Annotated in this window: 18 protein-coding genes and 1 tRNA gene; 11 read left to right on the plus strand and 8 right to left on the minus strand. The window is 71.2% G+C overall.

Annotated features, from left to right (window positions below; genetic code table 11):
- Positions 1 to 53 precede the first annotated feature (53 nt).
- The 6 genes from Vlu01_RS01245 (at position 54) to Vlu01_RS01270 (ending at position 5,876) form a co-directional block, all read left to right on the plus strand.
- Positions 54 to 782 carry a DUF4129 domain-containing protein gene (locus Vlu01_RS01245; RefSeq protein ID WP_203991321.1) on the plus strand — a complete coding sequence of 243 codons (729 nt, stop codon included), beginning with the start codon at positions 54 to 56 and terminating at the stop codon, positions 780 to 782.
- Positions 779 to 1,366: a hypothetical protein gene (locus Vlu01_RS01250; RefSeq protein ID WP_203991324.1), complete on the plus strand. Its 588-nt coding sequence runs from the start codon at positions 779 to 781 to the stop codon at positions 1,364 to 1,366. The genes Vlu01_RS01245 and Vlu01_RS01250 overlap by 4 nt, the downstream gene beginning before the upstream one ends.
- On the plus strand, positions 1,366 to 2,373 hold the full coding sequence (locus tag Vlu01_RS01255) for an AAA family ATPase (RefSeq protein WP_203991327.1): 1,008 nt from the start codon (positions 1,366 to 1,368) through the stop codon (positions 2,371 to 2,373). The genes Vlu01_RS01250 and Vlu01_RS01255 overlap by 1 nt, the downstream gene beginning before the upstream one ends.
- Before the next feature lie 6 nt (positions 2,374 to 2,379).
- Positions 2,380 to 3,765, plus strand: coding sequence for a DUF58 domain-containing protein (locus tag Vlu01_RS01260; RefSeq protein WP_203991330.1), 1,386 nt, complete (start codon positions 2,380 to 2,382; stop codon positions 3,763 to 3,765).
- Positions 3,766 to 3,829: 64 nt separating this feature from the next.
- Positions 3,830 to 4,396: a hypothetical protein gene (locus Vlu01_RS01265; protein WP_203991633.1), complete on the plus strand. Its 567-nt coding sequence runs from the start codon at positions 3,830 to 3,832 to the stop codon at positions 4,394 to 4,396.
- A gap of 154 nt (positions 4,397 to 4,550) precedes the next feature.
- Positions 4,551 to 5,876: an NAD(P)/FAD-dependent oxidoreductase gene (locus Vlu01_RS01270; protein ID WP_203991334.1), complete on the plus strand. Its 1,326-nt coding sequence runs from the start codon at positions 4,551 to 4,553 to the stop codon at positions 5,874 to 5,876.
- Between the two features lie 45 nt (positions 5,877 to 5,921).
- Here the strand turns inward: Vlu01_RS01270 and Vlu01_RS01275 are convergent, their stop codons facing one another.
- Positions 5,922 to 7,778, minus strand: a complete 1,857-nt coding sequence (locus Vlu01_RS01275; protein ID WP_239095618.1) for a hypothetical protein — start codon at positions 7,776 to 7,778, stop codon at positions 5,922 to 5,924.
- A 102-nt stretch (positions 7,779 to 7,880) separates the two neighbouring features.
- Here Vlu01_RS01275 and Vlu01_RS01280 point away from each other — a divergent pair.
- From Vlu01_RS01280 to Vlu01_RS01290, 3 genes are all read left to right on the plus strand, one after another.
- Positions 7,881 to 7,961 (plus strand) — tRNA-Leu (locus tag Vlu01_RS01280).
- Between the two features lie 103 nt (positions 7,962 to 8,064).
- Positions 8,065 to 8,898, plus strand: coding sequence for a Bax inhibitor-1/YccA family protein (locus Vlu01_RS01285; protein WP_203991350.1), 834 nt, complete (start codon positions 8,065 to 8,067; stop codon positions 8,896 to 8,898).
- Positions 8,899 to 9,102: 204 nt separating this feature from the next.
- On the plus strand, positions 9,103 to 9,432 hold the full coding sequence (locus Vlu01_RS01290) for a hypothetical protein (protein WP_239095619.1): 330 nt from the start codon (positions 9,103 to 9,105) through the stop codon (positions 9,430 to 9,432).
- 136 nt (positions 9,433 to 9,568) lie between these two features.
- Here Vlu01_RS01290 and Vlu01_RS01295 read toward each other — a convergent pair whose 3' ends face one another.
- The 3 genes from Vlu01_RS01295 to Vlu01_RS01305 all read right to left on the minus strand — a co-directional run bounded on the left by Vlu01_RS01295 (position 9,569) and on the right by Vlu01_RS01305 (position 12,832).
- The gene (locus Vlu01_RS01295; protein ID WP_203991353.1) at positions 9,569 to 10,828 is read right to left on the minus strand and encodes an acetyl-CoA C-acetyltransferase; all 1,260 of its coding nucleotides are present in this window, start codon (positions 10,826 to 10,828) and stop codon (positions 9,569 to 9,571) included.
- 95 nt (positions 10,829 to 10,923) lie between these two features.
- Positions 10,924 to 11,727 carry an SGNH/GDSL hydrolase family protein gene (locus tag Vlu01_RS01300; protein WP_203991356.1) on the minus strand — a complete coding sequence of 268 codons (804 nt, stop codon included), beginning with the start codon at positions 11,725 to 11,727 and terminating at the stop codon, positions 10,924 to 10,926.
- A gap of 52 nt (positions 11,728 to 11,779) precedes the next feature.
- Entirely contained in the window at positions 11,780 to 12,832 is a 1,053-nt protein-coding gene (locus Vlu01_RS01305) for an SGNH/GDSL hydrolase family protein (protein ID WP_203991359.1), read from the minus strand.
- Positions 12,833 to 12,971: 139 nt separating this feature from the next.
- Here Vlu01_RS01305 and Vlu01_RS01310 point away from each other — a divergent pair, with 139 nt between their 5' ends.
- Positions 12,972 to 13,328 (plus strand): YkvA family protein, encoded by a 357-nt coding sequence (locus Vlu01_RS01310; RefSeq protein ID WP_203991362.1) that lies wholly within the window; start codon positions 12,972 to 12,974, stop codon positions 13,326 to 13,328.
- Positions 13,329 to 13,410: 82 nt separating this feature from the next.
- Complete coding sequence (locus Vlu01_RS01315; RefSeq protein ID WP_203991365.1) at positions 13,411 to 14,781, plus strand: cystathionine beta-synthase; 1,371 nt, start codon at positions 13,411 to 13,413, stop codon at positions 14,779 to 14,781.
- A gap of 135 nt (positions 14,782 to 14,916) precedes the next feature.
- Here the strand turns inward: Vlu01_RS01315 and Vlu01_RS01320 are convergent, their stop codons facing one another.
- From Vlu01_RS01320 to ngg, 4 genes are all read right to left on the minus strand, one after another.
- Positions 14,917 to 15,426, minus strand: coding sequence for a GNAT family N-acetyltransferase (locus Vlu01_RS01320; RefSeq protein WP_203991368.1), 510 nt, complete (start codon positions 15,424 to 15,426; stop codon positions 14,917 to 14,919).
- Complete coding sequence (locus tag Vlu01_RS01325; RefSeq protein ID WP_203991371.1) at positions 15,423 to 16,352, minus strand: ribonuclease Z; 930 nt, start codon at positions 16,350 to 16,352, stop codon at positions 15,423 to 15,425. Before Vlu01_RS01325 ends, Vlu01_RS01320 begins: the two co-directional genes overlap by 4 nt.
- Before the next feature lie 315 nt (positions 16,353 to 16,667).
- Positions 16,668 to 17,861, minus strand: coding sequence for an osmoprotectant NAGGN system M42 family peptidase (locus tag Vlu01_RS01330; protein WP_203991374.1), 1,194 nt, complete (start codon positions 17,859 to 17,861; stop codon positions 16,668 to 16,670).
- Positions 17,858 to 19,753, minus strand: coding sequence for an N-acetylglutaminylglutamine synthetase (gene ngg, locus Vlu01_RS01335; protein WP_203991377.1), 1,896 nt, complete (start codon positions 19,751 to 19,753; stop codon positions 17,858 to 17,860). The genes Vlu01_RS01330 and ngg overlap by 4 nt, the downstream gene beginning before the upstream one ends.
- Between the last annotated feature and the right edge of the window lie 2 nt (positions 19,754 to 19,755).

Here is a 19,755-nt window from a genome sequence, read left to right on the forward strand (position 1 = left end):
CGGACCGAGTGCGTGAGCTCCCGCCGTACGCCCCGATGGCCCGGAGGTAACCGATGGACGTGCTTCGCAGGTGGTGGCCGGTGACGGCGGTGGTCGCCCTGCTCGCCGCCGTCACCCTGGCGACCGCACATTCGTCGATCGGTGCGAGTCAGATACCGCCCGCGGTCAAGGATGCGCCTTTCGTGCTGGAGTACCCGAGCGGGGAGCCGCGTCCGTCGATCCCGGTCGAACCCCGCGAGGTCGCCGAGGAGACGCGTACCCACATTCCGTCCTGGCTCGGCACGGTGGCGGTGGCGATACTCGGGCTGGCGCTGCTGGGCGCCCTCAGCTATCTGCTCTGGACCGTGACGCGGGCGGTGGCGCGTCGGGTCACCCGGGCACTGCCGGCGCAGTCGACCCGGCGCAGCGCCGAGGGCACCGCCGCGGAGGTGGTGGCGGCCGTCGACGCCGGCCTGGTCGACCTGGACGACCGTGCCACCGACCCACGAGCCGCGGTGATCGCCTGCTGGGTACGCCTCGAAGAGGCCGCCGCCGCCGCCGGGGTGTCCCGGCTGACCGGCGACACCCCCACCGACCTGGTCATCCGGCTGCTGCGCGGTGACCCGGCCACCGGTGTGCCGGCGATCGTGAGCGCCGACGTGCTGGCCGAGTTCGCGAACGTCTACCGCGAGGCCCGGTACGCCACCCGGCCGGTGGACGAACGGACCAGGGACCAGGCCCGGGCGGCACTCCGTCGGCTGCGCGGCGAACTCACCGCACTGGCCGAGCGGGAGACGGTGTGAGCAGCACGAGCATCGACGACCTGCTCAGCTTCTCCGAGGAGCGGCCGGTCCACTCCGAGCCGCGCGAGGGCGGACGGCTGCGTACCGTGGTCGGTCTGCTCGGTGTCACCGCCGCCGCCACCGTCGTGGCCGTCGCCGCGCTGCGCGCGGTGGGGCTGCGGGTGTCGCTGCTGGTGCTGGTCGCCGCCGTGGTCGCGTTGCTGGTGGTACGCCGGATCGTCGCTGCGCTGGCCCCACCGCCGAAGTCCGGCCAGGGCGGCTCATCATCACGGGGCGGCGAGGAACCCGGCACCTACAACTGGGACGCCCGGGACGCGCTGCGTGCCGCGATCAACGGTTGGGCGACTCCCCTGGAGTGGTCCAAGACGCGCCCGGAACGCTTCACCACCGTGATTCTGCCCCGCCTGGCCGAGCTGGCGGACGAGCGACTGCGCCTGAAACACGGCGTCACCCGCGAGTCGGATCCGGCTCGGGCCCGTGCCCTGCTGGGCGATCGCTTGTCGACGTTCCTGGAGACCCCACCCCGCCGCACCCCTTCGCCGCGCGACCTCGCGGCGATCGTCGCCGAACTGGAGAAGATCTGATGAACGACGTCGGCCGGACGATGCCCCCCATCGAGGTAGGTCGCCTCGCCCGGGCGGTGCTGGACGCCGTGGGCCAGGTCGTGGTCGGTAAGCGGGATGCCCTGGAACTGGTGCTCGCCGGCATCCTCGCCGGCGGGCACGTGTTGCTGGAGGACCTGCCGGGGCTGGGCAAGACGCTCACCGCGCGGTCTTTCGCCCAGGCGCTGGGGCTGGACTTCCGCCGCCTCCAGTTCACTCCCGATCTGCTGCCCGCCGACGTCACCGGTTCGTTCCTCTACGACCAGCGCACCGGCGACTTCACCTTCCGGGCCGGTCCGGTCTTCACCAACCTGCTGCTCGCCGACGAAATCAACCGGACCCCGCCGAAGACCCAGTCGGCGCTGTTGGAGGCGATGCAGGAGAAGCAGGTCTCGGTGGAGGGTGTGACGTACCGGCTTGATGAGCCGTTCCATGTGCTGGCCACCGCCAACCCCATCGAGTACGAGGGCACCTATCCGCTGCCGGAAGCGCAACTGGACCGGTTCCTGCTGCGGGTGTCGTTCGGCTACCCGCCGCAGGACGAGGAGTGGGAGGTGCTGCGTCGGCGGATGGCGCGCCGTCGGGAGGAGGCCGAGATCAAACCGGTGGTCGACGCCGGCACGCTGCGCGCCATGCAGGCGGCGTTGGAGGACGTGGTGGTGGAGGACTCGGTGGGTCGGTACATCGTGGCGCTGACCGCGGCCACCCGCGAGCATCCGTCGGTGTTGGTCGGCGCGTCGCCACGCGGTTCGTTGGCGCTGTTGCTGCTGTCCCGGGTGCGGGCGGTGCTCTCCGGGCGGGACTACGTGATTCCCGAGGACGTCAAGGACGTCGCGGCTCCGGCGCTTGCGCACCGGATCACGCTGCGGCCGGAGATGTGGCTGCGTCGGGTCGATCCGTCCTTCGTGGTCGGTGAGGTTCTTGACGGCACACCGGCACCGGCGAGCGGCGCGCTGCCCAGCTACGCCGCCGGTCGGCAGGGAGACTGACCCGGCGTGACTGCACCGGATCGTCCGGCACCGCCCAACTGGACGCCCACCTGGGCGTTCGGTAGGGCGGTGCTGCTCACCGGTCTGCTCCTGGTCGCCGCGGTGCTGCTGGGGCGGGTGGACCTGATCGTGCTGGCCGTCCCGTTCGCGCTCGGTACCGCGTACGCGTTGCGGCGCCGGCCCGTCGAACTGCCCCGGGTGTGGCTCAGCACCGACGAGGATTCCCTGGTAGAGGGTGGTCGGATGGCCGGAACGGTCACGGTCGGCAACCCGGGTGAGGTCTCGTACGACGTGGCGGTGCTGCGTACCCGGATCTCACCGTGGCTGCGGGTGGAACGGGTGGGTCTCGCCGGCAGCGCCGTGGCCGGGTCCGGTCGAACCGGTGCCGGTCAACCGGCGGTGGGGGACCGTCCGTTCGTCACGTCGGTCGCCCCGGACACCGCCGTCGACCTGGAACTGGGCGGCACCGCGTTGCGTTGGGGTCGGCATCCGCTGGGCCCGGCGGGTGCCCGGGTCGCCGCCGCCCAGGGACTGCTGGTCTCGCGTGCGGTGATCGTCGAACCGGTCCGGTCCAAGGTGTACCCGAAGACCGAGCCGTTCGAGGCGGTAGAGGCGATGCCCCGGGCCGCCGGCCTGGTCGGCGCCCACCACTCGCGTCGCCCTGGAGAGGGGGGAGAACTCGCCGGGGTGCGGGTCTTCGCCCCTGGTGACCGGTTGCGTCGCATCGACTGGCGGGTGTCGCTGCGAGCTCGGCAACTGCACGTGGCGGCCACTCTCTCCGACCGGGACGCCGAGGTGGTGGTGCTGCTCGACGTGCTGGCTGAGGCGGGTCGCTCCGGTGGGGTCGCTGGTACGGCCTCGGTGTTGGACACCACGGTCCGGGCGGCTGCCGCCATCGCCGAGCACTACCTGCACCGGGGCGACCGGGTGGCGCTGCTGGAGTACGGCCCGAGTGCCCGGCGGTTGCGCCCCGCGACCGGACGCCGGCAGTACCTGACCGTGCTGGAGTGGCTGTTGGACGTCAAGGCCCAGTCCTCCCCGCACGAGCCGTACGACCAGGTGTTCGGGCCGCAACTGCTCTCCGCGGACGCGCTGGTGGTGGTGCTCACGCCGTTGCTGGAGGAGCGGTCGGCGCAGATGTTGGCCCGGTTGGCCCGGTCGGGACGCTTCGTGGTGGCCGTCGACACACTCCCGGCGGATCTGTCACCGCCGAAGGATCGGGGCTGGGCTGAAGTGGCGTACCGGCTGTGGCGGCTGGACCGGGACACGATGATCGCGCAGTTGCGCGAGCACGGTGTGCCGGTGGTGCCGTGGGCCGGTGCCGGCAGCCTCGACCAGGTGCTGCGTGACGTGGCGAGGCTGGCCACCGCCCCTCGGGTCGGTGGCCGGTGAGCGCGAGGAATGTAGCGCAGCGGAGTCCCGCAGTCGCGAACGGAAGGTCGGCTCGGTGAGCGCGATGGTGGGGTCCGTCATCGGGCGGGTGCGCGCGGTGCGGACGGCCGCGGCGCGGATCTCCCTGGCTCCCTTGCTGGTCCGGGTGGGGATCTTCCTCAGCGCACTGGTGGGGTTGCTGCTGGCGTACCCCGCGGAGGTCGTGGTCGGGAATGCTCTGGGCCCGCTGGTGGTGGTCGCGGTGCTGCCGGCCCTGATGCCGCGCCGGCTCTGGCCGACCTTCGCCGCGTTGGTCACGGTCGGCGGGTGGTTGCTCGCCACCGACGGGTACGGCCGGCCGATCGCGTTGTGGCGGCTGATGGCGGTGGCGGTGGCGCTCTACCTGACCCATACGCTCTGCGCGCTGGTGGCGGTGTTGCCGTACGACGCCGTGGTGGACCCGGACGTGATAGTGCGTTGGCTCACCCGTGCCGCCGTGGTGTTGCTCGCCACGTCGGTGCTCGGTGTGCTGCTGCTCGAACTGGCCGAGGTCCGTGCCGGTGACGGTGGCTGGCAGGCGGTCACGATCGCCGGTCTGCTGCTCGCCGTCGGGGTGGCCGCGTTGCTGGCTGGGCTGCTGCGACGCAGGTGATCGAAGTGCCGGAAGGGATTCCGGTTCAGCAGTGCCGCCGGGGAGAAAGTGGTTTCCGCAGGCCGCGTTACCGCCGTCACAGCAGGCTTGTGCTCGGTCACAGAAGCAGGCCGCGCACGGGATTACCGCTGCCAGTGCGGGAAAGATGGTAGGCGTGAATCCGAAGCGGATCCTTGTGGTGGGCGCCGGGCACGTCGGTCTCTACGCGGCGCTGCGCCTGTCGAAGAAGCTGAGTCCCCGTGAGGCCGAGGTCGTCGTCGTCGACCCCCAGCCGCACATGACGTACCAGCCGTTCCTACCCGAGGCTTCGGGAGGAAACATCTCCCCACGGCACGCCGTGGTGCCGCTGCGTCGGGAGTTGCGCCGGTGCAAGGTGATGGCCGGTGCGGTCACCCGGATCGACCACGCGAGCAGGACCGCCACGGTGCAGCCGATCATCGGCCCGCCCCGTGAGATCACCTACGACCACGTGGTGGTCGCCCCGGGCTCGGTCTCCCGGACCCTGCCGATCCCCGGGCTGCACGAGCACGGCATCGGCTTCAAGACCATCGGTGAGGCGATCTATCTGCGGAACCACGTGCTGGAACAGCTCGACGTGGCCGCTGCCACGGCCGACCCGGAGGTACGCCGTCGCGCGCTGACCTTCGTCTTCGTCGGTGGCGGTTACGCCGGTATCGAGGCGCTGGCCGAAATGGAGGACATGGCCCGCCACGCGCTGAAGTACTACCCGGAGCTGGACATCGCGGACATGCGGTGGGTACTCGTCGAGGCCACCCAGCGGGTGCTGCCGGAGGTGGACCGGGACATGGGCGCCTACACGGTGCAGCAGCTGTTGAAGCGGGACATGGACATCCGCCTCGACACCCGGCTCGAGTCCTGCGTCGACGGGGTGGTCAAGCTTTCCGACGGGGACAGTTTCAGCTCCGACACCATCGTCTGGACCGCCGGCGTGAAGCCGTCACCGATGCTGGACGCGACCGATTTTCCCCGCGAGGAACGGCGTCGGGTCACCTGCCTGCCGACCTTGCAGGTGGTCGACGGTGACCGGGTGGTCGAGGGTGCCTGGAGCGCCGGCGACTGCGCCGCCGTGCCGGACTTGACCAAGCCGCCGGGCAGCTACTGCTCGCCGAGCGCCCAGCACGCGGTACGTCAGGCCCAGCGGATGGCCGACAACATCGTCGCCGTGATCCGGGGGCGGGAGCCGGTCCCCTACAAGCACAAGCACGCCGGCAGTGTGGCCAGCCTCGGCCTGCACAAGGGGGTGGCCCAGGTCTACGGCATCAAGATGACCGGTTGGCCGGCGTGGTTCATGCACCGGACGTACCACATGAGCCGGATCCCGTCGCTGAACCGGAAGGTCCGGGTCGTGGTCGACTGGACGTTGGCGTTCGTCCTCAAGCGCGAGGTGGTCGCCCTCGGCCAGCTGCACGACCCGCGTGAGGAGTTCGCCGAGGCGTCCCAACCACCGTTGAAGGTGTGAGTGCGAGAACCCTCCTCCGCCGGGGGAGGGTTCTCGCCTGCGGGATCAGACCCGCCAGAACCAGGCGTCGCTGAGCCGGTTCGACGGGCCGTAGAGCCCCTCCAGGGTCAGGCGCAGGCTGTCGGCGTGCGCGGTGTCGGCCGCCAGCACCACGCACGAGGCACCCCAGTGTTCGGCGTCCACCGCGGCCCGGCGGCGCTGTTCGTCGCCGACGACCGGCCGGAGGCCGCTCCTGGACACCTCGGCCAGGAGCGCGGAGGTGGGTCGCGGGGCGACGCCCATCGCGGCGCTGCCGCCCCGGCCGTGCGGGCCGATGAAAAAGCCCTCCGGCATGCTGAACTCGACGTGCGCCGCGGTCGCCCACCGCATCGGCCAGGGCTCCTTGGGAGTGGCCAGTGGCACCGGCACCAGGACACCGCCGGGTTCGACACAGGTCCGCCAGTGGCCGGCGGTGATGAACTCCGGCACCGGCGGGCGTTGCGCGGTGGGCAGCGGTGCCGGGAGCAGCGGCACCAACGCCACGGCGACCGCGACCAGCGTCAGTCGGCGGGTGCGGCCCCTGGCATGTAGCGCCCGGTCGACCGCCAGCACCAGGAGCGTCGCCATCAGCGGCGGTGCGGCCAGGGCGAACCGCATCGGCAGCGCGCCGTCGACCACCGGCAGGCCGCCGAGCAGTGCGTACGGCCCGGGTAGACCGGTGTCGTCGCCGCCGAAGACCACCTCGGGGCCGAGCGACAGCGCACCCATCACCAGAAGACCGGCGGTGCAGGCCAGCACCAGCGGACGGCGTCCCAGCCAGATGGCGCAGCCAACGGTGACCACCAGCAGCGGCCAGCCCAGGAAGGTGTTGTATTCGGCGGGGCCGGTGCTCAGCTGGGCGGAACGATCGTCCCCGAGCAGGGAGAGTGGTGAGATCGCCCACCAGCTGCGCAGGTCGGTCGAGAAGTAGTGCGGGCTGAACATGCCGTCGGCGACACTGAGGGGACCGGCGAACTGGAACCACAGCGGGCGGAAGAGCACCAGCAGGGCCGTCCCGGCGGCGAGGGCCATCCCGCCGGCGAAGGCGGGCAGCGCGCGACGGGCCAGGTCACGGTCCACGACGATCATTGTGAGCGCCATCACCAGCAGGGTGAGCGCGGCGAGGAACAGCACCTCCTCACCGATGAACACCTGAGCGGAAACGGCGGCGGCGAGCCCTGCCGCGGAGGTCACGAGCCGACGCAGGTCCGGAGCGCCGACGGGTACGCCGGTAGCCGGCGCGGACCGGGCGACGGGATCGGCGGCCCGCAGCAGCCGTACCACCAGCCAGACGATGACCGGTAGCAGCCACTGCGCCGTCATGTGCAGGTGGCTGTTGCTCTGCGACACCATTCCGGGCGCGAAGCCGCACAGTGCGCCGCCCAGCGTCGCGGCGGCCCGGTGGGCCCGTAGCGTACGGCTGAAGAGGAGGTACCAGGCGGTCGCCGTACCGGCGAGGTTGACCGTGACCAGCAGGGCGAAGGTGACCGGAGCGCCGAACAGCAAGGTGACCGGGGCGAACAGCACACCGAGGGCGATCACCGACGTGTTGGCCATCAGGTTCACCCCGTCGGGGGCGTTGAGCCGGTCGGTGGACAGGCCGAAGTCACCCAGCAGCGCCCGCGCGTCGACGGCCAGAAACCACTCGTAGAGCACCTGGTCCTCGGGGTTGAGGGCGAGCACCAGTCCGCTCGGGTCGGCCCAGAGCCGATGGGTGAGCGTGCCGGCGAGCGCGGCGAAGAACAGCCCTGCCAGCAGGTCGGTGCGGTGTCGGGCGGCGGTCCGGGCCCACCGGCGCAGCCGCTGCGGGCGTACCCGGGTGGGGGTGTGATCTGCCGGCGTTGCCACATCGTCGGTGGGGGCGGTGGGTGGGCGGCTGCTCACGGCTTCGACCCTAGTGGCGGTGCCTCGACGGGGGACGCCGCAGTGGCGACGAACCCGCTACCGTGTGCACTGCACCGTGCGTGCCGGCGCTCGGTGTCACCCGCCCGGGTGGTGGAACGGCAGACACGGCCGCCTTAAAAGCGGCTGCCGCAAGGCGTGCGGGTTCGACCCCCGCCCCGGGCACTCTCAGCGATCGCTCAGCCTTCCCCTCACCATCGGGCTGTGCCGGGCGTTTACTCTTGTAGCGCGCGTTGACGTGCCACGACCCCCTTAGGGAGGCCAGACAGTGAAGACTTCGAACCCGGTGCTCGCACGGCTCGGCCAGGCGGCCGAGCGGGAGCGGGCCGCCGGGTACGCCCCGTCCGGGCCGTACGGACAGCCCGGTTATCCCCAGCAGGCCCCGCCGCAGGCCGGTTACCCCGGTGCCCCCGGCTTCCCGTCGGCGCCACCGGCGGTCACCCCCATGTCGATCGACGACGTGGTGGTCAAGACGGTCACCCTCCTGGCCATCCTCGGCGTCGCCGCCGCGGCGGCGTGGGCGTTGGTGCCCGATGAGGCGCTCGGCGTCGCCTGGATCGGCGCGGCCGTCGTCGGCCTGGTGCTCGGCCTGATCATCTCGTTCTCCCGGATGGCGAACCCGGCGCTCGTCGTCGCGTACGCCGTTGTCCAGGGTGTTCTCGTCGGCGCGCTGAGCAAGTTCTTCGAGTCGCTGTACGACGGCATCGTGATCCAGGCGGTGACCGCCACCTTCGGTGTCTTCTTCGTGATGGCCATGCTTTACAAGGCGCGGGTCATCCGGGCGACGCCGAAGTTCGTCAAGGGCATGATCGCGGTGATGGCGGGCCTGTTCGCCGTCATGCTGATCAACCTGGTGCTGGCGCTCTTCGGCGTCAACACCGGCCTGCGTGACGGCAGCCCGCTGGCCATCGGATTCAGCATCGTCTGCATCGTGGTGGCCTCGCTGAGCTTCGTGCTCAGCTTCAAGGAGGTCGAGGACGGCGTCCGGATGGGCCTGCCGCAGCGCTACTCCTGGGTGGCCGCGTTCGGCATCCTGGTCAGCCTGATCTGGCTCTACATCGAGATGCTCCGCCTGCTGAGCTACTTCCAGGGCGAAGACTAACCTCCTCCCCGCCCCCCGACCGACTGGCGCCCGCCCCCTCCCCGGGGGCGGGCGCCGTCGTCCCCCACCCCACCCCACCCCACCCCACCCCACCGCGCCGATCATGCAGTTGTGGCACCGTACAAGTCGGGCATATGCGGAGAAATCAACAACCACAACTGCATGATCGGCGGTGAGGTGGGGTGGGTGCGTAGAGTTTGGGGGGTGGAGAGGGGGGTGGGGGAAGAGGTCGCGCGGGGGGTGGAGTTGTTGGTGCGGCAGGTCAGCCACTGGCAGCAGCCCCGGTGGTCGGCCGCGGCAGCGGCCGGCAACGTGTCGCGGGCGGATCTGGTGCACCGGCTGGTGCAGGAGATCGCCAACCTGGCGGCGGATGCGGAAGGGCAGCCACGACGAGTCGTACCCCGGCTCGACAACGACCTCGCCCTGCCCGACCAGCTCCGGGTGGTCACCGCCGACCTGCTCGCTGCGGACGCGAGCGAGGAGGCGCTGACTCGGGCCGCCACCGAGGTGGCGGCGACCCGGGCCGCCCTCTAGTGCGGTGTCCAACGCCGCCGGTCGTCGGCTGGGCCCGGTGCGGCCCGGTGAACGTTTCTGGACACCGCACTAGGCTAGGTGCCCGCGCGCGGACGGTCGGACCAGGCGGTCCTGGTACCGCCGGGCGGTAGGGTCGTCAGCTCAGGCGCTCGACGATCATCGCCATGCCCTGCCCGCCGCCGACGCACATGGTCTCCAGACCGATGGTCGCGTCATGCCACTGCAGGGCGTTGAGCAGGGTGCCGGTGATCCGGGCACCACTCATTCCGAAGGGGTGACCGACGGCGATCGCACCGCCCATCACGTTCAGCTTCTCCTCCGGAATGCCGAGCTGGCGGTACGACGGGATCACCTGGGCGGCGAACGCCTCGTTGATCTCGACCAGGTCGACGTCGTCGATGGTCATGCCGGCGCGTTCGAGTGCCTGCCGGCTCGCCTCCACCGGACCGAGACCCATGATCTCCGGCGACAAGGCGGTGACACCTGTGGAAACGATCCTTGCCAGCGGAGTGACACCCAGTTCCTCGGCCCGCTGGGCACTCATCACGACCACGGCGGCGGCCCCGTCATTGAGCGGGCAGCAGTTGCCGGCGGTGATCCGGCCATCGGGGCGGAAGACCGGCTTGAGTGCCGAGACCGCCTCCAGGGTCACCCCGGCCCGGGGACCGTCGTCGGTGCTGACCACCGTGCCGTCGGGTGTGGTCACCGGGGTGATCTCACGCGCCCAGAAGCCGTCGGCGATCCCCTTCTCGGCCAGGTTCTGACTGCGTACGCCGAAGGCGTCCATCTCCGCGCGGCTCACGTCGTACACCTGGGCGAGGTTTTCAGCGGTCTGCCCCATGGCCAGGTAGACGTCGGGCAGGGCGTCCTTTTCTCGGGGGTCGGTCCAGACCGGCGCGCCGGCCTCGGTGCGGGCCCGGGACCGCTCGCGTGCCTGCGCGAAGCGGGGGTTCTCCCAGCCGCCCAGCAGGGCCTGAGCCTCGGGAGGCAGCCCGTCGGAGCTGCCGCGTGCGTACCGGGAGACCATCTCGACGCCGGCTGAGATGAAGACGTCGCCCTCGCCGGCCCGGATCGCGTGCATGGCCATCCGCGTGGTCTGCAGCGAGGAGGCGCAGTAGCGGGTGAGGGTGGCACCGGGCAGGCCGTCGAGACCCATCAGCACGGCGACCACGCGGGCCATGTTGAAGCCCTGTTCCCCACCGGGCAGACCGCATCCGAGGTAGAGATCATCGATTTGTCGTGGGTCGAGCTGCGGCACCTTGTCCAAGGCCGCCTGCACGATGGTGGCGGCCAGATCGTCCGGGCGGAGATCGCGTAGGGACCCCTTGTGGGCCCGGCCGATGGGCGAGCGGGCGGTGGCGACGATGACGGCGTCGCGGGACGACTCAATCGGCATACCGCCACGTTAACTCGCCGGTAACTTGCAGCGGAAGTTTTCCGGTGACCGGGAAATGTCACCCCGCACATCCGGACGCCCGATGAGCTGGCCCGTCAGTGACGCGGGGCGATGGCCGCCGCGGCGACGACCGCGGGCAGCAGGGCGTGGGCCCAGACCCGGTAACCGTCGGCGGAGGGGTGGTAGCCGTCGTGACAGAAGGTGCCAGCATCGGCCCGGAACACCGGACCCGTCTCGGCGGCCAGGTCGACCACCGTCCCGCCGGCGTCGAGCACCGCAGTGGTCTGTGCCCGGGCGACACGACGCCCTATCCATCCGACGACCTGCCGCAGGGGGGACGCGATCGCGCGTACCGCGCCGAGATCCGGGCAGGTGCCCACCACGACCTCCACACCGGCCTGGCGCAGCCGGTGCACGGCCGCGCCGAGGTAGGCGGCGGCCTCGGCCGGGCGGCGCAGGCTGGTGACGTCGTTGGCGCCGACCAGGATGACCGCCACGTCCGGCCGCTCACCGAGCAGAGCCCGGGCCACCTGGGTGGCCAGGTCGGTGGAGCGTGAACCGGAGACACCGACGCTGGACAGGTGCACCTGACGCCCGCCCGGCCCTTCGGCGAGCAGTTCCGCCAGTTGCCCGCCGATGGTGTCGCCGAGACGGTCGACACCGACACCGAGAGCGGAGGAGTCGCCGAGCAGCACCAGGCGCAACGGTGGAGTGCCGGCCCGACCGACGGTCGCCCGCAGTGCCAGGCCGAGTTCCGGCTGGGCATAGCGGCGGTTGCGCGCCACCACGGCCTCACCGGCGAGCACCGCAGCCCCGCCGAGCGCGCCAGCGAGCAGGGAGTAAGCGGCGGTGCGGGCGACCCGCGCGGCGACCCGAGCGCCGGAAGGGAGGCCGGTCATGGCGTCAACCTCGGGCCGGCGTCGAAGCCGTGTCGGCCCCTGATCCGCTCGGTCATGAGAATCCTTCCACTGCGGGTGTGTCGACGGTGGGGGCCGGCTGCGGCGACGGAGCGGTGCCGAAGAGCCTCCGTCGGCGCAACTGCGCCCAACGGCCGGCCGGTCCGCTCTCGCTGCCCCCGAGCTGCGTGCCGCTGACCTCCGTCCCTGGGTGCCGGGCCGCCTCCTGCGCGGCCTTCGGCAACGACCGTACGCCTTCGAGGCTGATTGGCGAAGGCCTGCGTTCGGCGCCGTGCCCCAGGGCGGAAATCACCGTCGGCAACAGCGCGGCGGCTGCCGCCGCGTATCCGTCGGCGGAGGGATGAAACCGGTCCCACGCGAACATCCGTCCCGGCTCGGCGTTGAACCGGGGACCGAGCAGGTCGCCGAGGGAGACTGTCCGACCGCCGGCCGACACCACCGCGACCGTCTGCGCCGCGGCGAGTTGCCGGCTCCACCGGCGGGCCAACCATCGCAGTGGCGGTTGGATGGGTCGGATCGCGCCCAGGTCGGGGCAGGTCCCGACGACCACCTCGGCACCGGCCGCGCGCAACGCCCGGACCCCCTCGACGAGGTAGCGCACGGCCAGGGCCGGCGGCGTACGGTTGGTGACGTCGTTGCCACCGATGAGGATGACCGCGACATCGGGGTCACACTCCAGCGCCGCCTCGACCTGGTACTTCAGGCCGGCGGAGATGGCGCCCACCACCGCGAAGCGGTGCAACCGGACGGGACGCTGGAGGCGTCGGGACAGGCCGGTGGCCAACAACGCACCCGGCGTCTCACGGCGTCGGTGAACCCCGTAACCGGCGGCCGACGAGTCGCCGAGAATGACCATGGTGATCGCGGTTCCGGGGAACTTCGCGCCGTAGACGCCGTCGCAGCGCGGTGGCGGTGCCTCGGCCATGGGGATGGTGCGCCGGGCCTGGCGGGCCTGACCGAAGAGCACGCCGGTCGTCGCCGCCGCGGCCGCTACCGTGGCGCCCGTGCCGATGGCTGCCATCCGTGCCACCCGCAGGGCACGCTGCCAGCGCGGACGATCCGGTACGACGGAACCAGCGACCCCCATACCGTGACACTAGCGCGCCCGTCCGACGTCCCGCTGTCGTCGTCACGCCGCTCCGGTGCCTGGAAAACGACGGCGGTGGGTACTTGGATGGACGGTGTTGCGGCGGGGCGTCACGCTGCACGTGGAGAGGAGCACGACGATGGCTAAGACGTTGAAGCGAGGTGCCGCGTTCGTGGCCCTGGCCCGGGCGATGACCGCCGGTGCCCGGGGCGGGCCGTCACTCGGCGCCCGGATCGGGGCGCTGCCCAGGATGATCGCGGCCACCGCCCGTGGCCAGTACGACGGCGGGCTGCGGCTGGCCATGATGACCGCGGCCACGGCGTACATCGTCTCGCCGATCGACGTGGTGCCGGAAATGTTCCTCGCGGTGTTCGGGCTGATCGACGACGCGGTGATGGTCACCTGGCTGGCCGGCGCGGTGCTGGCCGAGACCGAGCGTTTTCTGGAGTGGGAGGCCCGGCGCAGCACCGTGGTCCCTGGGCATGTGGTGCCCTGACCGACGTACCCTGGGCGGGAACTCCACCTGATTCACCCGCCCGGCCTGGCGTGCCGGTGCCGGAGCAGAAGGGCACAAAGACGTGCAGTACTACGACAACGTCGTCGAAATGATCGGCAACACGCCGCTGGTCCGGCTGCGCAACGTGGCCGAGGGCATCCAGGCGACGGTGCTGGCGAAGGTGGAGTACCTCAACCCCGGCGGGTCGGTGAAGGACCGGATCGCGCTGCGCATGGTGGAGGACGCCGAGGCGGCGGGAATTCTCCGCCCGGGCGGCACCATCGTCGAGCCGACCAGCGGTAACACCGGCGTCGGGTTGGCCCTGGTGGCCCAGCTCAAGGGCTACAAGTGCGTCTTCGTCTGCCCGGACAAGGTCAGCCAGGACAAGCAGGACGTGCTGCGGGCGTACGGCGCCGAGGTGGTGGTCTGCCCGACCGCGGTGGCACCGGAGGACCCCCGTTCCTACTACAACGTCTCCGACCGGCTGGCCCGGGAGATCCCCGGCGCGTGGAAGCCCAACCAGTACGCCAACGTGGCGAACCCGCGCTCGCACTACGAGACCACCGGTCCGGAGCTGTGGAAGCAGACCGAGGGACGGATCACGCACTTCGTGGCCGGGGTGGGCACCGGCGGCACGATCTCCGGGATCGGGCGTTACCTGAAGGAGGCGTCCGGCGGCACGGTCAAGGTCATCGGCGCCGACCCGGAGGGCTCGGTCTACTCCGGCGGCACCGGCCGGCCCTACCTGGTCGAGGGGGTCGGCGAGGACTTCTGGCCGGAGACGTACGACCGGACGGTGGCCGACGAGATCATCGAGGTCTCGGACAAGCAGTCGTTCGAGATGACCCGGCGGCTGGCCCGCGAGGAGGGGCTGCTGGTCGGTGGCTCCTGCGGGATGGCGGCCGTCGCGGCGTTGCAGGTGGCCCGCGCCGCCGGCCCGGACGACGTGATCGTGGTGCTGCTGCCGGACGGCGGCCGGGGCTACCTTTCCAAGATCTTCAATGACGACTGGATGGCCCGTTACGGTTTCCTCGACGCCGCCGGCTCCGAGCCCACCGTGTCGGAGGCGCTGGCCAGCAAGCCGGGTCGCCTGCCCGAACTGGTGCACGTGCACCCGACCGAGACGGTCCGCGACGCGGTGGACTACATGCGCGAGTACGGCGTATCGCAGCTGCCCGTGCTCAAGGCCGAACCGCCGGTGGTGACCGGTGAGGTGGCCGGCTCCATCGCGGAGAAGGACCTGCTCGACGCGCTCTTCACCGGCCAGGCGCAGCTCCACGACACGATCGAGCGCCACATGGCGCCGCCGCTGCCGATGATCGGCGGCGGTCAGCCGGTCAGCGAGGCGGTGAACCTGCTGGAGAAGTCCGATGCCGCGCTGGTGCTGATCGACGGCAAGCCCAAGGGCGTGCTCACCCGCCAGGACCTCCTAGCCCACCTCGGCGCCCGCTGAACGTGCAAGGAAGGGCACCTTTTTAACGCCTGGTGCATAGCAGGGGCCCCCTCTTAACGCCGCCCTCGAATTCGCAAGATCGAGTGTTAAGAAGGTGCCCTTCCTATACCGCAGGCGTTAAGAAGGTGCCCTTCCTTACAGACTCAGGGTGTAGCGGAGTTGAGGGACCTGGATGGTGCCGATGAATTCGTTCTGTTCGGTGCCGGTCGGCTGCCAGCCACCACGCTCGTAGAAGCGGCGGGCCGGGAGGTTGTCGCGCAGCACCCAGAGCACCGCGCGCCGCCACCCCCGCTTCCGCATGCCGGCCAGCGCGTCGCTCATCAGCTCCCGGCCGACGCCTCGACCGCGCTCGGCCGGGGCCAGGTGGATCGCGCAGAGCATCCCGGCATCCGACCCGTCCTCGTCGTCCGGGCCGAAGTAGCTGAATCCGGCCAGGGCGTCGTCCCGTACGGCCAGGGTCATCCGGTGACTGTCGCGCTCCCAGGTCCACCGCTGCGTCCAGTATTCGCCCATCGCCTCCGGCGTCGGGTCGGCCAGCGCCTCGGGCGGCAGGAAAGACGAGTAGGCGGCGACCCGGGAACGTTGGTGCAGGGCACCGACCGCCATGAGGTCATCGGAAGTCGCGGCACGTAGCGTGACGGTCACTCGTCCGAGGGTACCCGCCGGGGTGGTACCCGAACCGTGGTCAGATCCTCGGCGATCACCAGATCCCCGTCGAAGTGCCGGCGGGCCTCGTCGACGAAGCGGGCCGGATCGGCGTACCGCTGGGAGAAGTGGGTGAGCACCAGTCGGCGTACCCCCGACTCGGCCGCCACCCGCGCGGCCTGGCCGGCGGTGAGGTGCCCGTACTCGGCGGCGAGCGCGGCCTCCGACTCCAGGAACGTCGACTCGATGACCAGCAGGTCGGCGTGTTCGGCGAGGGCGTACACCGCGTCGCAGAGCGCGGTGTCCATCACGAAGGCGAACCGCTGCCCCGGCCGGCGCACGCTCACCTCCTCCCGGGTGACCCGGCGCCCGTCGAGGTCGAGGTGGCCGGTGCGGAGCAGCTCACCGACGGCCGGCCCGGCGATGCCGTACGCGGCCAGCTTCTCCGGCAGCATCCGACGCCCGTCCGGCTCCAGCAGCCGATAGCCGTACGTCTCGACGCGGTGCCGCAGCCGTCGCGCCTCCAACGTCCCGTGGCGCAGCACGATCCGCTGCCCGTCCGCCTCGATGGGTTCCACGGCCAGTTCGGCGGTCTCGTGGAAGGAACTGGCGTGTCGCAGCCGGGCGAAGTAGTCGACACCCCCCGCCGGGAAGTGCACCGCCACCGGGCGGGGCACCCGGTCCAGGGACAGGCGCTGGATCATGCCGGGCAGGCCGAGACAGTGGTCGCCGTGGAAGTGGGTGACGCAGATCCGGGTCAGGTCGGTGGCGGTGACGCTGCTGTGCAGCAACTGCCGCTGACTGCCCTCGCCGGGGTCGAAGAGGATCACCTCGTCGTCCCAGCGCAGCACGTAGCCGTTGTGGTTGCGGGCCCGGGTGGGCGTCTGGCTCGCCGTGCCGAGCACCACCAGCTCGCGCATGGACACGGGCCGCCTCCGGTGAAGATGAAGCGACCCCCGGGGCTTCCGCGCTGACGCGGGCCGGCTGGACTGGGCCGGCACCCCGGGGGTCGGGTGGCTGTCGTGGTTTCGCCGCACCGCTGCCACACGGTCTCGACGACTCTTACCGTGCCCGTCCGAGGGACGAGCGTCACTGTCGAGGACAGCGGCTAGCGGACAGCCACCTCACGAGTCCGATTGCTATACAAGTCTGGACCACCTCCTTTCCCGTGTACCGTCACGCTATCCAGCCGCCGGCCCACGGGCAACGGATTTCGATCACACTGCCGGTCGTACCCGGTGTCAGGCGTCCTGGACGATGCCGATCGGGCCCTCGCGGGGGCCGTCGGCGTTGGCCGGCTGCACCGCCAGTGACGGAAAGTCGGCCAGGTCCCCCTCCGGCTCTGCGTCCCATTCGGGGAACACCAGGTCGCTCTGGAGGTAGAGGCAGATCAACTGGGCCAGGTGGCGCAGTCCTTCCAGGTGGGTGCGCTCGTGACCGTGGGTGGCGTCGACGCCGAAGCCGAGCAGTGCCACCCGGGCGTGCGCACCGGCCTCCACCGCCGCCGCCACGTCCGAGCGGTAGTAGTCGAAGACGTCCCGGACGAGATCCACGTCGTGTTCCCGGGCGATCGCGGCCAGATTGCGGGTGAGGTGGTAGTCGAAGGGCCCCACGCCGTCGCCCATCGCCAGGGTGGCGCAGTGCTCCCGGGACTGCTGTCCGGGGGCGACCACCGCCGCGTCGACCGAGACGATCTCGGCCACGTCGGGGTCGAGGCCGTGGGACGCGCCGTGGCCGATCTCCTCGGTCACGGTGATCAGCAGGTGCGCGGTCACCGCGGGCTTCACCCCGGCGTCGACCATCGCCTTCATGGCGGTCAGCACCGCGGCCACCCCGGCCTTGTCGTCCAGGTGCCGGGACTTGACGTACCCGCTGGGGGTGACCGTCGGGTTGGGCAGGAACGCGACGAAGTCGCCCGCGTCGATGCCGAGCGCCCGCAGCCCGGCGATGTCCTCCACCGGCTCGTCGACGCGTACCTCCACCTGCTCCCAGCCGATGCCCTGCAGGTCGACCGCCTCGTTGTAGCGGTGGCCGCTGGCCTTGAGCGGCAGTACCTGACCGGTGATCACCCGATCCAGGTCGTCGGTGAAGATCCGTACGTGGGCACCCTCGGCGAACCGGGCGCTGTGCGTGCCGATCGGCTTCAGCTCCAGCCGACCGTTCTCCTTGAGCCGCTTGACCATCCCGCCGATCGTGTCGGTGTGCACCACGATGGCCCGGTCCGCGCCGGTTTCGCGAGGCCCGGGCAGGCAGGCGCTCAGCGCGCCCCGGCGGGTCAGCGTCGACGGGATGCCGAGCGCCGACAGGCGCTCACCGACGTACTGCTGCACATGGTCGGTGCGTCCCGACGGACTCGGAATGTCGAGCAGCTCGACCAGCACCTGACGGAGATAGTCCAGGTCGATGGGGAGCGGAGTGGTCTTGCGTACGGTCATGCCCCAGATGGTGCCGCACCGGCCGGGGTCCACAGCCGCTGCGGTGCCCGAGTCCCGGGAAAGAGCAGATCCACGAAGCGCTCGGCGGTCGGCTGTGGCTCGTGGTTGGCCAGCCCGGGCCGCTCGTTGGCCTCGATGAAGACGTGTTCGGGTTGGTCCGGCGCCGGCACCAGCAGATCCAGCCCGGTGACCGGGATGTCGATGGCGCGACTGGCGGCCACGCACGCCTCGGCGATCGCCGGGTGCAGCTCCCCGGTCACGTCGTGGATGGTGCCGCCGGTGTGCAGGTTCGCGGTGCGCCGCACGGCCAGCAGCTGACCCTCCGGCAGGACGTCGTGCAGGTGGTGACCGGCCTCGGTGACCACGTCCCGGGTCATGTCGTCGAGCGGGATGCGGGACTCGCCACCGGTGGCGGCGGCCCGGCGGCGACTCTGCCGCTCGATCAGCTCGGCGATGTCGTGCACCCCGTCGCCGGTGATCGAGGCGGGCCGGCGTACGGCGGCGGCCACCACCTCGTGATCGATCATGACGACCCGTAGGTCCTCACCGGTGCAGAGCTCCTCCAGCAACACCTCGGGGCAGAACCGGGCGGCCAGTTCGACGGCGGCGGCCAGTGCCTCCGGGGTGCGTACGCCGACGGTGATGCCGTTGCCCTGCTCGCCCCGGGCCGGCTTGACCACCAGCTGACCCACCTCGGCGAGGAACTCCGCGTCAGCGGCGTCGCCGGTGGCGGTGCGTCCACGGGGTACCGACAGGCCGGCCTCGGTCAGGATCCGGCGGGTGACCCGCTTGTCGTCGCAGCGGCTCATCGCGACCGCCGAGGTCAGCTCGGACAGCGACTCCCGGGTGAGGATGGTCCGGCCGCCGCTGGTCAGCCGCAGCTCCCCCCACTCCGGGTCGGTCACCTCCACCCGGATACCCCGCCGCATCGCCTCGTCGGCGACGATCCGCGCGTACGGGTTGAGCCCGTCGTAGCCGACCGGCATGGCCGGCAGGAACAACCGCTCGTTGATCGGGTTCTTCCGCTTCACGCAGAGCGTGGCGGTGCGGTAGAAGCCGAGCCGCTCGTAGAGGCGGACCGCCCCGGCGTTCTCGGCGAGCACGGACAGATCGACGTACGCGCGACCCCGGGCCACCAACCGGGCGGCCAGCTCGGTGATCAGTGCCTGCCCGGTCCCGGGCGGAGCCTGGTTGAAGTCGACGGTGAGGCACCACAGGCTGGCGCCGTTGTCCGGGTCGTCGAAGACCGCCACATGGTCGATACCGGTGATCGTGCCGACGATCTCGCCGCTGGCCGCTTCGGCGACCAGGTGCAGGAAGCGGTCGGTCGCGGCGTTGTCGACCAGCACCTCGACCGGGGCGGTGACCATGCCGTTGGCCGCGTAGATCCGGTTGACCGCGTCGGCGTCGGCGGCGTCACGCAACCGACGGATGCGTACCCCGGGCAGCTCGTTGCGGCCGTCCAGCGGTGCCGGAATCTCGGCGGTGCCGGCCTCCTCGCTGGTGCCGGATCCGAGCTGGGGCCCGCGATGCTGGCCGCCGAGCGGCAGCCGGTAGGTCAGCGACGGGTCGATGAACAACTCGTCGGGGAGCCGGGAGACCAGCACGTGCGGGTCGCGCAGGTAGATGCAGATGTCCCGGGAGCCGGCCGCCTCGGAGCGCAGCACGTCGGCGACCGCGGACTGGTCGGCGAAGGTCTGGCCGAAGACCAGCCGTCCCCAACCGCAGTCGACGATGACGTCCGTGCCAGCGTCCGGACGTTCGTCGGCGGTCGGGTCGGCGGTGCCGCCCGTGGCGATCGGATCACCGCCCGGTCCGACCCGCTCGTACCGTCTGCCCGTGCCGCGACCTCGGTCTGTCCGGGCGACTCCGGTGGCCAGGGTGTCGGTCACGG

It is taken from the genome of Micromonospora lutea (assembly GCF_016863535.1).
In the GTDB taxonomy this organism is placed as follows: domain Bacteria; phylum Actinomycetota; class Actinomycetes; order Mycobacteriales; family Micromonosporaceae; genus Micromonospora; species Micromonospora lutea.